This is a genomic window from Ewingella sp. S1.OA.A_B6 (assembly GCF_049889095.1).
GTDB lineage: Bacteria > Pseudomonadota > Gammaproteobacteria > Enterobacterales > Enterobacteriaceae > Ewingella.
The window spans coordinates 700,033-714,884 of sequence record NZ_JBLJFK010000001.1; the positions used below are offsets into that span (position 1 = coordinate 700,033).

Here is a 14,852-nt window from a genome sequence, read left to right on the forward strand (position 1 = left end):
ATGTCTCTTCACTTTCCACTGCGAGCCGATGGATTACTCGACCCACAGCAAGCGGCACCACGGTTTAAATCAGTCGCGGGGGCAGGTAATGCACCGTTGCCAAACGGCACGCCGGTATTGAGCAGCGATGAGGTATTTTCACCGCTGATGCTTATGAAGCAGTCGGCATTAGACAATAATTTGCGTCAATTGGCCTCTTTCTGCCGCGAAAATGGCGTATTGCTTGCGGCGCACGGTAAAACGTCTATGTCGCCAGCGATCCTCCGTCGTGCGATCACGGAAGGAGAAGCCTGGGGATTGGGGGCCGCCACGCCGTCCCAAGTGCGCGCATTACGCCAGTTCGGTATTCGCAATGTTTTTTTAGCCAATGAACTGGTCGATCCTGCCGGGATACGCTGGATTGCACAGTGGCAGCAAGAGCATCCGGAACACGATTTTCTTTGCTACGTTGATTCGTTGCAGGGCGTGACGCTTTTGGAGCAAAACCTGGGCAGCAGTCGGATCTCAGTACTGATAGAGATGTCTATTAGCGGCGGTCGCACTGGGTGTCGTTCATCGGATGAGGCCATAAAAATAGCAGAAGCTATCGCGGCTAGCGAGGTTCTACAACTGGTTGGCGTGGCCGGTTATGAAGGCGCACTGGGAGCCGGGCGTGACGCGTCAGGCATTGCGCGGGTGAAAGATTATTGTGAAATGATGATCGCCACGGCGGCACTTCTGGCGGAGAAGAACCTGTTTGATAGCGATAATATTATTCTCAGCGCTGGTGGTGGTGCCTGGTTTGACGTAGTGACCTCCTGCTTTACTGCGGCAACCCTGCCATTGCCTATTACGCCGCTTATTCGTTCGGGTGCATACATGGCGCATGATAACGGTCTTTACTCACGTATCGCACCTTTTGCCCAGCCGGGCGCTACGCACCATTTCGATGCGGCACTGGAAATCTGGGGACGTGTATTATCCCGTCCAGAACCGGGATTGGCCTTGGTCGATTTTGGTCGTCGCGATGTGCCATTCGATCAAGACTTGCCCAACCCACTGTGGATCCGCAATGCTGATGGAAGTGAACCACGATCTGCAAGCCATCTGCGCATCAGTGACGTTAACGATCATCATGCTTATTTATTGTTGCCAGCGGATGAAAAATTACATCCAGGCGATTGGGTCGGGTGCGGTATTTCTCACCCCTGTACTGCGTTTGATAAATGGCGTTACCTGCCGCTGGTTGATGATGACTATCGCATTACTGACTCGCTGGAAACCGCTTTTTAAGCCATAAACATTAGCCATAAAAAAGGCCGCAACGTCATCCGTTGTGGTCTTTTTTACATGCTCAACTGACAAACGTCACATTAACGATGTGCTAATTCGGCATTGTCGTCAGCATCCATGACTGATTTATCTGTTTGACGCAGAAGCTGGCTGGTAATGGTACCGGCGGTCATTGAGCCACTGACGTTGAGCGCAGTACGCCCCATATCAATAAGCGGTTCAACTGAGATAAGCAAGGCAACCAGCGTCACGGGCAAGCCCATTGCCGGCAGCACAATCAACGCGGCGAAAGTTGCACCCCCACCCACACCAGCAACGCCGGCGGAGCTCAGGGTAACAATACCTACCAGCGTAGCTATCCACATTGGGTCAAACGGGTTGATGCCCACGGTCGGCGCTACCATGACGGCTAACATCGCTGGGTATAGACCCGCACAACCGTTCTGTCCGATGGTCGCACCAAAAGAGGCCGAGAAACTGGCAATGGATTCCGGAATACCAAGACGACGTGTCTGGGCTTCTACGCTCAGCGGGATTGTAGCGGCACTTGAGCGGCTGGTGAACGCAAAGGTCAGTACTGGCCAGACTTTACGGAAGAACTTCGAGGGATTCACACCGGTCAATGACAGCAGCAGGGCATGCACTACAAACATGATGGCCAGGCCCAGGTAAGAGGCCACCACAAAACTGCCCAGTTTAACGATGTCTTGTACATTAGAACCAGCTACTACTTTGGTCATCAACGCCAGCACGCCGTAAGGGGTCAGCTTCATGACCAGACGCACTAGTTTCATCACCCAGGCTTGCAGGGTGTCAATGAATACCAGTACACGCGGACCTTTTTCCCGATCGTCTTTTACCAGTTGTAGAGCAGCGACACCCACAAAGGCGGCGAAGATCACCACGCTGATAATTGACGTCGGGCTCGCGCCGGTCAAATCAGCAAATGGATTCTTTGGTATAAAGGAAAGAATCAGCTGTGGCATCGTCAGGTCGGCTACTTTGCCAACATAAGTACTTTGCAGCGCCGAGAGACGGGCAGTTTCCTGAGCGCCCTGGACCAGACCGTCGGCCGTTAGACCGAATAAACCGGTAACAAATACACCGACCAGTGCGGCAATCAGCGTGGTGAACAGTAGAGTACCGATAGTCAGAAAACTGATTTTCCCCAGTGATGAAGCGTTATGTAATTTAGCCACCGCACTCAGAATAGAGACAAAGACCAACGGCATGACGATCATCTGCAGTAGCTGCACGTAACCGTTACCAACAATGTTGAACCAGCTAATGGACGCTTTGAGGACAGGATCATCTGAGCCGTAAATCAGCTGCAATGCCAGGCCAAAGAGCACGCCGATCACCAGACCCACTAATACTTTTTTTGCCAGACTCCACTGCTTGTGACGGGTTTGCGCCAATAGCAAAAGGAGGGCAACGAAGACCACTACGTTAATTACGAGCGGAAGATTCATACCCAGATCTCCAAATTGTTCATTATTTCATTATGTGTTGCTTACTGGTGTTCTCTGCGAGGGAGTGCACCATCCTGTAGCTTGGGCGACAGGATATCAGCTCATCGCCAGCACAATTATATTCAAAAGGAATTGCTTATAATTTTTTATCTATATTTGTACGCAAGATGAGCTATCTGAGTGCAATTTGGTCGAAGCTATGTGATTAGATTCAAAATTCTGCTGAAAGACTCAGGTTTTATTGCACCAATAATAGGCGCCCAGTTAGGCCAAAACAGGGTAAAACCGACCAACAGCAAACACAATGTCCGCTCAAGCTGGTTGCCTTTTTGACTGTTTATGAGCGGCAGCCGGAAACGCCAGCGGCATGGCCACAGCAGAGGGACTCCGGCTGGTGTCAACATATCCGCCAAAATATGGCTGAGATAACCAATGATCATGGCATGCAGAGCGTCAATGGGGATAACCCAGTCGTGAGGAAAGTGGGTACGAAATAAAAAGACACTGGCAATGACCGCCAGCAGACTATGGGTAAACCCACGATGACCGAACATACGGGCAATAGGTTGTGAGACCCATTTCAGACGCTGGCCTATGAGTGACCTGGGATGATCAATATCGGGTAGCAAAGACGTCAGCAGGGAAGCCGGGATAATATGCCACCAGTCACCATGCGCCAGCTCTGGTGAGAGCTGTGCTTTTTTAGCGAACACCGCGCAGGCGATGGAGAATATGAGATGGCCTTCCGCCGTCATGACGCTTCCGAACTGAATGACTGTTATTTTATCCAGTATATGTGAAAGCGTTACAATCATGGAAGTGTTACGCTGTAACTAATTGTCAACAGATTGATAAAAAGGAAAAAAGGCGCAATATTTGCGCCTTTCTCATTACGGTTAGTTTGCTTATCTTGCCAGCCAGCCGCCGTCTACTGCGATGGTATAACCATTGATGTAGTCAGAGGCTTTGGAAGAGAGAAATACGATAGGTCCCATGACATCTTCGGGTATACCCCAGCGCCCGGCAGGAATACGCTCAAGAATCTCTTTACTGCGATCCTCATCAGCGCGCAGCTGTTCGGTGTTGTTCGTCGCCATATAACCCGGTGCAATGGCATTCACATTGATATTGTGTTTGGCCCATTCGTTCGCCATCAAACGCGTGATGCCCATCACTGCACTTTTTGATGCCGTATAGGAAGGCACGCGGATGCCACCTTGGTAGGAGAGCATAGAGGCGATATTAATAATTTTCCCACCGTGCCCCTGTTTGATGAACTGACGCGCCACTGCCTGTGACATGAAAAACAGCGTTTTGCTGTTCACATTCATCACGTCATCCCAGTTTTTCTCACTAAACTCGATAGCATCTTCGCGGCGGATTATGCCGGCATTGTTGACCAGAATATCAATGTGGCCGAATTCACTGACAGCAGTTTCAATCAACTGCGGGATACCAGCAATGCTGCTGAGGTCGGCACGCAGATCAAGAAAACGACGGCCCAGCTTAGTCACTTGCTCTGCGGTTTCATCTGGAGCGCTAACGTTGACACCGATAATGTCACAACCGGCCTGAGCCAGTCCCAGCGCCATTCCCTGACCAAGACCGGTATTACAGCCGGTCACAAGTGCCACTTTTCCTGCTAAATCAAATGCATTAAGGATCATGATTTCTCTCACTTTTTCAACGGCGATCCCCGCCGTAAAGAGGGAGCTCAGCCGGCTTGCGGCGGAGCTGGCGGTTTAGCGCAATTCGCTGACTTTTACGTGGTCCATATCATCAAATACCTGATTCTCACCTACCATGCCCCAGATAAAGGTATAGCGTTTAGTACCCACGCCAGCATGAATTGACCAACTTGGCGAAATGACTGCCTGCTCGTTGTGAACCAACAAATGACGGGTTTCCTGCGGCTGTCCCATCATGTGGAATACTGCGGTTTCATCGTCCATCTCGAAATAGAAATAGACCTCCATACGGCGCTCATGAGTATGGCATGGCATGGTGTTCCACAAGCTTCCCTGCTCGAGTTTGGTCAGGCCCATGGTTAACTGGCAGGTCTCCAACACGTCTGGAACGATAAACTTATTAATGGTGCGGCGATTGCTGGTAGCCGCATCACCGATAGTTTGTGGGGAAGCTTCGGCTAAGGTGATTTTCTTATTAGGGAATGCCGTATGGGCAGGTGCGCTGTTGTAATAAAACTTGGCCGGTTTGCCTGATGCCAGGCTGCTAAACTCAACCAATCTGGCTCCTTTACCGACATACAGTGCTTCTTCATGCCCAATTTCATAGGTTGTACCGTCTACGACAATCAGCCCCGGCCCGCCGATGTTAATTACGCCAAGTTCGCGGCGTTCGAGAAAATAGCTCACGCCTAGCTGCTTACCCACTTCATCACCGATGGCTACGCTGCTCTCAACGGGCATCACGCCGCCGACAATGATGCGGTCGATGTGGCTGTAAGTCATGGTGTAGGCGTCTATTTCGAAAATCTTCTCGATCAGAAATTCGCGGCGTAATTCTGCTGTATCGAGTCGTTTGGCATGATCGCTATGAATGCTTTGACGAACTTGCATGTCGGTGCCTCTCGTGCGGGTCAGTGTTACGAATGGAGGATTCACCAGACTGGACTGCGGCGTGCGTAGCAGCACCGCAAGGATCCTGTTGCCCGGTTCATCCTTGTTACAAGCAGCATAGAAGCATTGGGATGATGATTCAATAAAAATGAAATGATGTTTTATTTATTTTATGAGGCAGTTCAAGCTTTACAACATTAAACCGTGGCAATGCTGCTGCGATCGTTAGAATGCCGTGAGGATGCGCTGCTTTTCGTGGCGTAATAAGGTAATTTTGCGATCGTCTGTGACGGAGTGCCGTGATGAAAACTTTCTTTATTAATGATGAGACTCCCTGGGAAGCGCTGGGAAATGGAATTAAGCGCAAGATAATGACCTGGAGTGATGAGCTGATGATGGTGGCTGTGCATTTTGACCAGGGCGCTGTCGGGGTCGCCCATCAGCACGATATTCATGATCAAATTGCTTATGTTGCCGCAGGCAGTTTTGAAGTGGAAATTGACGGTGTAAAAAGAGTGCTTAAGACGGGAGATGCCTATCGGGCGGTAAAGCATGAAATGCATGGTGTGGTGTCACTTGAACAGGACAGCGTGCTGATTGATACGTTTTCCCCTAAACGCGCTGATTTCCTTTAACGCGTATCCAGAGCTAAAAAGATGGGCACACTTGGCTGTGTGCCCATCGAGATTAGCGGATATGTTCCGCCTTCAGTTGTTCAAGTGAAGACAACTTGACGTCAGCCAGCGCCCAGCGTGGGTCAGTACTGAGTTCATGAGCAGGAACAACAATAGAGCGCATGCGTGCGGCTTTGGTAGCGATCATCCCGTTGAAAGAGTCTTCTAACGTCACGCAGTTCAGCGGATCCACCTGCAACTGAGAGGCAGCCCGCAAATAGACCTCGGGATGCGGTTTGCTGTACGGCAGGTTTTCAGCGGATGCCCGCACCTGAAAATAGGCGGCGAGGTTGAACATCTCCAGCACTTTATCCAACATATGCAGCGGTGATGCAGAAGCCAGGCCAATTTTCAGCCCCTGCTCCCGGCATAGCTCTAGCGCATGAGTCACACCTGGCAGGAGAGGGCGAGTCTGTTCAACCAGTTCAATCGCGCGGGCGATAATTCGCTGCGTGACCTCAGCCTGAGTTGGCCCCTGCCATGGCATGGACTGATACCACATTCTTACCACCAGATCGATGCGCAAACCAAGCGTGTCCGGCAATAAATCCCGCTGTGACAAGTCCAGTCCCAAACCGCCAAAAATGTCCAGTTCTGCCTGTGTCCATAACGGTTCAGAATCGATCAGTAGGCCATCCATATCAAAAATCACTGCAGTAACAGGGCGCGTGTATGCCATCAGTTATCACTCCGTTTCGAGGGGAATGCCACTTTAGCATTGGTCACGGCGCAGGTGAAATTACGAAAACTGAAGGCATGCTATCTCTGTTTTCTCTGACTTTAACCCTAAGCCGTTAAAACAGTGGGCGGTGTTGAGATTCTGTAGGTAGACTTAGGCGATAACTGAGACGTCCTTACAAGGGGAATTCATGACGTATCAACAAGCCGGGCGCGTTGCTGTGTTAAAACGGATCATGGGGTGGGTGGTTTTCATTCCAGCGTTGTTATCCACTGGGATTTCACTGCTGAACTTTATCTACGAGCACAGTAAGACTCAGCAGGGGATCAACGCTGTGATGCTTGATTTTGTGCATGTGATGGTCGACATGGTGCGCTTCAACACCTCTTTCCTGAACATTTTCTGGTACAACTCACCCGTACCCGTACTTGGTCAAGGTGTGACTACCGCCAATATCATGTTTTTCATCATATATTGGCTGATATTCATCGGACTGGCGTTACAGGCGTCTGGCGCAAGAATGTCACGCCAGGTAATACACATCCGCGAAGGCATCCAGGATCAGTTAATTCTCGAACAGGCGAAAGCCAGCGAAGGGCGGTCGAAACAACAAATTGAAGAGCGGATCGTATTGCCGCGACATACTATTTTCGTTCAATATTTCCCTTTGTATATTCTGCCCATTATTCTGTCAGTCATTGCCTATTTCATTTTGAAATTGTTGGGTTTGTTGGGCTGATATTAGCTGTAAAACACCCTCTTTTTGTATCGGTTTCTATCAGGCCTGAGTCGAAAATAGACTCAGGTTTTTTATTTGCTAATTTACAAATCCTCTCGGCGTAATAACCGTTCAACAGCGCGTTGCGCCACTACCAAATGTTGCCCGCCAAAAAAATTACTTCGATTAAGTAAATAATATAACTGGTACACCGGTTGACGCAGGACGAAATCTTCAGGAAGGGGAGTTCGGCTTTGATAACCATCGTAAATATTAGCCGGAACTTTAGGATATAACGGCAACATCGCCAGGTCACACTCACGATCTCCCCAGTAACAGGCCGGGTCGAAAATCACCGGGCCGCTGGGTGCTAAACCACAATTATGTGGCCACAAATCACCATGCAGTAGTGATGGCCGGGGTTGATGATTATGTAAGCGTGCCTCTACCATGGCGGTGATATCGTCAATATTACCAAAGATCATACCTTTTTCCGCCGCCAGCTGTAGTTGCCAACCAATCCGCTGTTCAGCAAAAAAGGTCGCCCAGCGACGCTGCCAGGTATTGGGCTGAGGGAGGGTTGCCAGTTCGTTATCGAAGTCGAGGCCAAATTGAAGTTGCTCGCTCCACTGATGAAGGTCAGACAGCTGCTGTCCGAGAAGGTAGGCACTGTCTGCATCCAACGGCTCAAGCGGCAAATATTCCAGCAGCAGGAAACTGTAGTCGCGATCGCTGCCGACACCGTAAACCTCGGGTACGCGCACCGTCTGGCTGTGTGCAAGCAGCGATAGCTGATCTGCCTCAGCAGCAAAAATTGGGAGCATTTCGCGTGTATTGCACTTGATAAAGACGTCTTTGTTACCGTAACTAAGACGCCAGGCAGAGTGGATTTCTCCTCCCGGCAACTCGATCCGTTCACGGATTTCAGCATTGCCAAAATGTTCACTTAACAGACGATTAACGGCTTGCCACATGGATTCACCCCTTCGGACTGGCCTGATGATTCATTAAGTTAACGTTTTTCGCGCTTAAAAAAACCGATCTTACGCACAGCTAAATCAGGTTGTGGATTAAAATCTATACAAACTAAGTGCTCAACGCGTTTTGTGTTTGATTCAATGACCGACATGAAAATAAGGAAAAATAAGAATAAGTGAAATAAATTGCTAAATATAAACAGAATTATCTTATCGACTAACGGTTAACGCCTTTGTTTAACAGAACATTATTGAGCATAGACTAAAAATATATTCAGGTGTGCGCAGAACATGTATATGCTGACTTCCATCAACGTCGTGAGAGGCATAATGTGAAACCAAATATTCTTTATTTGATTGCCGCGCTTTTATTAGCAGGTTGCGCTAAAGAAACGTCGGTACAGCAAAAGACTCATTTTTTGAATCCATCGGCCGCTATCCCGAACACGTCCATGATGCATCAGGGACCTTACGGTAGCGTTATCCACCAGGCCGCTAATACCTATGGTGTTGATGAAACACTGGTAAAAGCCATTATTCAGGTCGAGTCAGGATTTAATCCTACCATTGTGAGCAAGTCTAACGCAGTGGGGTTGATGCAGCTTAAAGCCTCAACAGCAGGGCGTGACGCATATCGCATGAAAGGGCGCAATGGTCAGCCCAGTACTTATGAATTGAAAGATCCTGCTGTAAATATTGATTTAGGTACTGCATATCTTAGTATGTTGCAGCAGCAATTAGGGGGCATCAGCGATCCCCAGACCCGGCGATATGCCACCACCGTGGCCTATGTGAACGGCGCCGGAGCCTTGCTGAGAACCTTCTCCAGCGACAAAACCTATGCCGTGGCGAAGATTAATCAGATGACGCCGGAACAGTTTTATCAGCACGTACAGCAGAAACATCCTGCACCGCAAGCGCCTCGCTACTTGTGGAAAGTGAACAACGCTTATCTGGCGATGCGATAAGCCTTGTTCATTCTGTCCGTCAGCGAGCCTCTCAGGCCGCTGGCGGGTAGTGTGAAATAATTTCCAGGATCCCGTTAATCCCAAACTGCACGCCCATACACACCAGTAAGAACCCCATTACGCGCGAAATCGCTTCAATCCCGCTCTTGCCTACCATTCGCATGATTGCTCCGGAACTCCGCAGGCTACCCCAAAGAATCAGGCCAATGAGTAAAAAAACGATAACCGGTGTGACAGTGATAACCCATGCGGGATATTCCACGCCATCTTTGATAGCCGAGGCGCTGCTAATGATCATCGCGATAGTCCCGGGACCTGCCGTACTAGGCATGGCGAGGGGAACGAAGGCGATATTGGGTGAATCTTGCTTCTTCATCTCTTCAGTTTTGTTCTCAACCATGGTCTTTTCTTCAGCATGAGGTTGAGGAAATAGCATACGAAAACCGATAAAAGAGACAATTAAACCGCCCGCGATGCGTAGCCCTGGGATGGAAATACCAAAGGTGCTCATCACCACCTGACCCGCGTAATAGGTCACGATCATGATCACAAACACATAAACAGAAGCCATCAGGGATTGATGGTTGCGCTCCTGTTCGGTCATGTTGCCTGATAATCCGAGTAACAGGGCGACGGTGGTCAACGGATTCGCCAGCGGTAGCAAAATCACTAATCCTAAGCCGATAGCTTTAAACAGCAGGCCGATTTCGCTCATAAATTGTCATCCATTTGATTACGTCCTCTTAACGTTAGTGTGCAGGGACGAATTACACGAAAAATATCATCATTAAGCAACTCAGGTTGCTGGAAAAGCGCACTTTACGGATGCTACACTGACTGGCGTTTTTTACGTCGCATCCTGAAACAATGGAATCAGGGTTTCACGGGTGCATGTATTCGGCAAAGTAGAGCTGGATAGCGTAATTAATCGAATGAATTCACACTCAAATATTTTTCTATATGTGCTCTGTCGTGTGGGGCACCACTGTAGATAAGGAATTAAAATGCCTGTTATTACGCTTCCCGATGGAAGCTTGCGCTCGTTTGATGCTCCTGTTTCACCTCTTGATGTTGCCCTTGATATTGGTCCTGGTCTGGCGAAAGCCTGTATCGCAGGCCGTGTGAATGGCGAACTGGTCGATGCAACAGACTTGATCACCGACGACGCACAATTAGCGATCATCACTACCAAAGACGAAGCCGGTTTGGAAATCTTGCGTCACTCTTGTGCGCACCTGTTAGGCCATGCGATTAAACAATTATGGCCAAACACCAAAATGGCTATCGGTCCGGTTATCGACAACGGTTTTTATTACGATGTTGATTTAGATCGCACGCTGACTCAGGAAGACATTGATCTGCTTGAAAAGCGTATGCATGAACTGGCTGAGAAAAATTACGACGTTATTAAAAAGAAAGTCAGCTGGCAGGAAGCGCGCGATACGTTTGAAAGTCGTGGCGAGCAGTACAAAGTGGCGATTCTGGATGAGAACATCAGTCATGATGACCAGCCAGGTTTGTATCACCACGAAGAGTACGTGGATATGTGTCGTGGTCCCCACGTTCCCAATATGCGTTTCTGCCACCATTTCAAGTTGCAGAAAACCTCAGGGGCTTACTGGCGCGGCGACAGCAAAAATAAAATGCTGCAACGCATCTACGGCACAGCATGGGCTGAGAAGAAACAACTGAACTCTTACCTGCAACGTCTGGAAGAAGCTGGCAAACGCGATCACCGTAAAATTGGTAAGCAGCTGGATCTCTACCACATGCAGGAAGAAGCGCCAGGCATGGTTTTCTGGCACAACGATGGCTGGACTATTTTCCGTGAACTGGAAGCTTTTGTACGCATGAAACTGAAGTCTTATGACTATCAGGAAGTGAAAGGTCCCTTCATGATGGACCGCGTACTGTGGGAAAAAACAGGTCACTGGGATAACTACAAAGAAGCGATGTTCACCACCTCTTCCGAGAACCGTGAGTATTGTATCAAGCCGATGAACTGCCCGGGCCACGTGCAGATTTTTAATCAGGGTCTGAAGTCTTACCGTGATTTGCCCCTGCGTATGGCTGAGTTTGGTAGTTGTCACCGCAATGAGCCTTCCGGGTCACTGCACGGTCTAATGCGTGTGCGTGGCTTTACTCAAGACGATGCTCACATCTTCTGTACTGAAGAGCAGGTGCGTGACGAAGTCAACAGCTGTATCCGCATGGTATATGACATGTACAGCACCTTTGGTTTCGAAAAGATTGTGGTTAAGTTATCAACCCGCCCTGAAAAACGCATTGGTAGTGACGAAATGTGGACTCGCGCTGAAGATGACCTCGCTGCTGCGCTGACAGAAAACAAGATCGAATTTGAATATCAGCCAGGTGAGGGGGCGTTTTATGGTCCGAAAATTGAATTCACCTTGCATGATTGTTTGGATCGTGCGTGGCAGTGTGGTACCGTGCAACTCGACTTTTCATTACCTGGCCGCCTGAACGCTTCTTACATTGGCGAAAGCAACGATCGTCAGGTACCGGTAATGATTCACCGCGCAATTCTGGGTTCAATGGAACGCTTCATCGGTATTCTTACCGAAGAGTATGCGGGCTTTTTCCCAACATGGATTGCTCCGGTTCAGGTAGTCGTAATTAATATTACTGACAATCAAGCTGCCTATGTCGAAGAATTAACTAAAAAACTGCAAGAAGCAGGCATTCGCGTTAAAGCCGACTTGAGAAATGAGAAGATTGGCTTTAAAATTCGCGAACACACGCTGCGTCGTGTTCCTTATATGTTGGTTTGTGGCGATAAAGAGGTCGAAGCGGGCAAAGTTGCCGTTCGTACCCGCCGCGGAAAAGACTTAGGAAGCATGGACGTCAGCGTAGTCGTTGACAAACTGCTGGCGGAAATCCGCAGCAGAAGTCTTCATCAACTGGAGGAATAAAGTATTAAAGGCGGAAAACGAGTTCAAACGGCGCGACCTAATCGCATTAACAAAGAGATTCGCGCGCAAGAAGTTCGCCTCACCGGCGTCGATGGCGAGCAGATTGGTATTGTCAGTCTGAATGAAGCTCTAGAAAAAGCTGAGGAAGCGGGCGTCGATTTAGTAGAAATCAGTCCGAATGCCGAGCCGCCAGTTTGTCGAATCATGGATTACGGCAAATTCCTCTACGAGAAGAGCAAGTCGACTAAAGAGCAGAAAAAGAAACAAAAAGTTATCCAGGTTAAGGAAATCAAATTCCGACCTGGTACCGATGATGGCGACTATCAGGTCAAACTACGCAACCTGATTCGCTTTCTGGAAGATGGCGATAAAGCTAAAATTACTCTGCGTTTCCGTGGACGTGAAATGGCTCACCAACAGATTGGTATGGAAGTGCTTGTGCGCGTCCGTAAAGATCTGTGTGAAGATTCTGAATTGGCCGTTGTCGAATCCTTCCCTACGAAGATCGAAGGTCGTCAGATGATCATGGTGCTCGCACCTAAGAAGAAACAGTAAGGCTTCCAAGTAATTTGCCCCATTCAGTGCTTGCGCTGTATGGGGCAAATTCGCCTTTCTGATTCATGTTAATAACAATGCGAAGTGGAATGTAAAATGCCAAAGATCAAAACAGTACGTGGCGCCGCTAAACGCTTTAAGAAAACCGGTAGTGGTGGTTTTAAGCGTAAGCACGCTAACCTGCGTCATATTCTGACGAAAAAAGCTACTAAGCGTAAACGTCATTTGCGTCCTAAAGGCATGGTATCCAGGAACGATTTGGGCCTTGTCAGCGCATGTTTGCCGTACGCATAAATACACTTTTTTAATCAAGAATAAAACTCAGGAGAGCATATGGCTCGCGTAAAACGTGGTGTGATTGCACGTGCACGTCACAAGAAAATTTTAAAGCAGGCGAAAGGTTACTACGGTGCCCGTTCGCGCGTATATCGTGTTGCATTCCAGGCTGTTATCAAAGCTGGTCAATACGCTTACCGTGACCGTCGTCAAAAGAAACGTCAGTTCCGTCAGCTGTGGATCGCGCGTATCAACGCAGCAGCTCGTCAGAACGACATGTCTTACAGCAAATTCATTAACGGCTTGAAAAAAGCTTCTATTGAAATTGACCGTAAGATTTTGGCTGATATCGCCGTTTTCGATAAGTTCGCATTTAGCGCACTGGTAGAAAAAGCGAAAGCAGCACTGGCGTAAGTCAGCTAAAAAAGAGGGGGCTTGCTCCCTCTTTTTTGTTTATAATCAGCCAGATTAGTGGTTTAATCCCATGTCTGATGACCGCGTGATAGGTTTCGCGTCAAGCCAACAAGGTACTGCAAGCATGAATGCTGCTATTTTCCGTTTCTTTTTTTACTTTAGCGCCTGACTCAGGAAGGCTTTCGCGCGTAAGAGAAGAAACGAAAAGTAGCGCCTAAGCCTCCCTCGTGGAGGCTTTTTTGTATCTGTTCTTTATTTACTAAGGTCCAGGGCCAAAACCGCGCCCCTGATAAATAACAGTTATTTCACATCCGGCCGTGCAGGCCAGAAAAAGAGGAAAGCAATGCCACATCTCGCAGAACTGGTTGCCAACGCCAAGGCAGCCGTAGAGAGTGCTCAGGATATTGCCACGCTGGATAATGTGCGTGTTGAATATCTTGGTAAGAAAGGCCACCTGACACTCCAGATGACGACTCTCCGTGAATTACCCGCAGAAGAGCGCCCGGCTGCGGGCGCAGTCATCAATGAAGCGAAAGCACAGGTTCAGGATGCCCTGAATACGCGTAAAAATACGCTTGAGTCCGCTGTTCTGAATGCCCGTCTGGCTGAAGAGACGATTGATGTTTCGCTGCCAGGTCGCCGTATTGAGAACGGCGGTTTGCATCCGGTGACCCGAACGATAGACCGCATTGAAACCTTCTTCGGCGAGTTGGGCTTTACTGTGGAAACAGGCCCTGAAATCGAAGATGACTACCATAACTTCGATGCGCTGAATATTCCGAGTCACCATCCGGCACGTGCGGACCACGACACCTTCTGGTTCGATGCGACCCGTTTACTGCGTACCCAGACTTCTGGCGTACAAATTCGCACGATGAAAGGTCAGCAGCCGCCTATTCGTATCATTGCGCCTGGCCGTGTGTACCGTAACGATTACGATCAGACTCACACGCCAATGTTCCATCAGATGGAAGGCCTGATTGTCGATAAAGGTATCAGCTTCACCAACCTGAAAGGCACGCTGCATGACTTCCTGAATAACTTCTTCGAAGCTGATCTGCAGATCCGTTTCCGTCCTTCCTACTTTCCGTTTACCGAGCCTTCAGCTGAAGTTGACGTCATGGGTAAAAATGGTAAATGGCTGGAAGTATTAGGTTGCGGCATGGTTCATCCGAACGTACTGCGTAACGTCGGCATCGACCCTGAAGTTTATTCCGGTTTCGCATTCGGTATGGGGATGGAGCGTCTGACCATGTTGCGTTACGGCGTGACAGACTTGCGTGCTTTCTTCGAAAACGATCTGCGTTTCCTCAAACAGTTTAAGTAAGGCGGGAA

General features: G+C 48.9%; 17 protein-coding genes and 1 other annotated feature. Of the genes, 10 read left to right on the forward strand and 7 right to left on the reverse strand.

The genetic code is table 11. The features are described 5' to 3' along the window. Positions 1-1,272 (forward strand): alanine racemase, encoded by a 1,272-nt coding sequence (locus ACMV8I_RS03445; RefSeq protein ID WP_498863807.1) that lies wholly within the window; start codon positions 1-3, stop codon positions 1,270-1,272. Positions 1,273-1,352: 80 nt separating this feature from the next. On the opposite strand, the gene ACMV8I_RS03450 is transcribed toward ACMV8I_RS03445, so the two are convergent. The 4 genes from ACMV8I_RS03450 to kduI all read right to left on the reverse strand — a co-directional run bounded on the left by ACMV8I_RS03450 (position 1,353) and on the right by kduI (position 5,323). Continuing rightward, positions 1,353-2,744 (reverse strand): L-cystine transporter, encoded by a 1,392-nt coding sequence (locus tag ACMV8I_RS03450; RefSeq protein ID WP_498863808.1) that lies wholly within the window; start codon positions 2,742-2,744, stop codon positions 1,353-1,355. 197 nt (positions 2,745-2,941) lie between these two features. After that, entirely contained in the window at positions 2,942-3,499 is a 558-nt protein-coding gene (locus ACMV8I_RS03455; protein WP_498863809.1) for a metal-dependent hydrolase, read from the reverse strand. A gap of 150 nt (positions 3,500-3,649) precedes the next feature. Beyond that, positions 3,650-4,411: a 2-dehydro-3-deoxy-D-gluconate 5-dehydrogenase KduD gene (gene kduD / locus ACMV8I_RS03460; protein ID WP_498863810.1), complete on the reverse strand. Its 762-nt coding sequence runs from the start codon at positions 4,409-4,411 to the stop codon at positions 3,650-3,652. Positions 4,412-4,486: 75 nt separating this feature from the next. Next, entirely contained in the window at positions 4,487-5,323 is an 837-nt protein-coding gene (gene kduI / locus ACMV8I_RS03465; RefSeq protein WP_498863811.1) for a 5-dehydro-4-deoxy-D-glucuronate isomerase, read from the reverse strand. Positions 5,324-5,625: 302 nt separating this feature from the next. Between kduI and ACMV8I_RS03470 the strand changes: the two genes are divergently transcribed. Continuing rightward, positions 5,626-5,958, forward strand: a complete 333-nt coding sequence (locus ACMV8I_RS03470; RefSeq protein ID WP_498863812.1) for a cupin domain-containing protein — start codon at positions 5,626-5,628, stop codon at positions 5,956-5,958. A 52-nt stretch (positions 5,959-6,010) separates the two neighbouring features. Here ACMV8I_RS03470 and hxpB read toward each other — a convergent pair whose 3' ends face one another. Then, positions 6,011-6,676, reverse strand: a complete 666-nt coding sequence (gene hxpB / locus ACMV8I_RS03475; protein WP_498863813.1) for a hexitol phosphatase HxpB — start codon at positions 6,674-6,676, stop codon at positions 6,011-6,013. Between the two features lie 190 nt (positions 6,677-6,866). On the opposite strand from hxpB, the gene ACMV8I_RS03480 reads away from it, so the two are divergent. After that, on the forward strand, positions 6,867-7,415 hold the full coding sequence (locus tag ACMV8I_RS03480; RefSeq protein WP_498863814.1) for a YniB family protein: 549 nt from the start codon (positions 6,867-6,869) through the stop codon (positions 7,413-7,415). A gap of 83 nt (positions 7,416-7,498) precedes the next feature. On the opposite strand, the gene ACMV8I_RS03485 is transcribed toward ACMV8I_RS03480, so the two are convergent. Beyond that, positions 7,499-8,368 (reverse strand): fructosamine kinase family protein, encoded by an 870-nt coding sequence (locus ACMV8I_RS03485; protein ID WP_498863815.1) that lies wholly within the window; start codon positions 8,366-8,368, stop codon positions 7,499-7,501. A 335-nt stretch (positions 8,369-8,703) separates the two neighbouring features. On the opposite strand from ACMV8I_RS03485, the gene ACMV8I_RS03490 reads away from it, so the two are divergent. Continuing rightward, complete coding sequence (locus ACMV8I_RS03490) at positions 8,704-9,339, forward strand: transglycosylase SLT domain-containing protein (protein WP_498863816.1); 636 nt, start codon at positions 8,704-8,706, stop codon at positions 9,337-9,339. Positions 9,340-9,370: 31 nt separating this feature from the next. On the opposite strand, the gene ACMV8I_RS03495 is transcribed toward ACMV8I_RS03490, so the two are convergent. Further along, complete coding sequence (locus tag ACMV8I_RS03495; protein WP_498863817.1) at positions 9,371-10,054, reverse strand: MarC family NAAT transporter; 684 nt, start codon at positions 10,052-10,054, stop codon at positions 9,371-9,373. Between the two features lie 289 nt (positions 10,055-10,343). Here ACMV8I_RS03495 and thrS point away from each other — a divergent pair, with 289 nt between their 5' ends. The 6 genes from thrS to pheS all read left to right on the forward strand — a co-directional run bounded on the left by thrS (position 10,344) and on the right by pheS (position 14,844). Beyond that, complete coding sequence (gene thrS / locus ACMV8I_RS03500) at positions 10,344-12,272, forward strand: threonine--tRNA ligase (RefSeq protein ID WP_498863818.1); 1,929 nt, start codon at positions 10,344-10,346, stop codon at positions 12,270-12,272. A 3-nt stretch (positions 12,273-12,275) separates the two neighbouring features. Further along, a complete protein-coding gene (infC, locus tag ACMV8I_RS03505) occupies positions 12,276-12,827 on the forward strand; it encodes a translation initiation factor IF-3 (RefSeq protein WP_498864706.1) in 552 nt (183 codons plus the stop codon). Between the two features lie 96 nt (positions 12,828-12,923). Beyond that, entirely contained in the window at positions 12,924-13,121 is a 198-nt protein-coding gene (gene rpmI / locus ACMV8I_RS03510; RefSeq protein ID WP_498863819.1) for a 50S ribosomal protein L35, read from the forward strand. A gap of 39 nt (positions 13,122-13,160) precedes the next feature. Continuing rightward, entirely contained in the window at positions 13,161-13,517 is a 357-nt protein-coding gene (rplT, locus tag ACMV8I_RS03515) for a 50S ribosomal protein L20 (RefSeq protein ID WP_034791189.1), read from the forward strand. Positions 13,518-13,636: 119 nt separating this feature from the next. Then, positions 13,637-13,761, forward strand: a sequence feature (Phe leader region). After that, complete coding sequence (gene pheM / locus ACMV8I_RS03520) at positions 13,642-13,686, forward strand: pheST operon leader peptide PheM (RefSeq protein ID WP_106120997.1); 45 nt, start codon at positions 13,642-13,644, stop codon at positions 13,684-13,686. (Overlaps the previous feature by 45 nt.) 99 nt (positions 13,762-13,860) lie before the next feature. Then, complete coding sequence (pheS, locus tag ACMV8I_RS03525; protein ID WP_498863820.1) at positions 13,861-14,844, forward strand: phenylalanine--tRNA ligase subunit alpha; 984 nt, start codon at positions 13,861-13,863, stop codon at positions 14,842-14,844. Positions 14,845-14,852 lie beyond the last annotated feature (8 nt).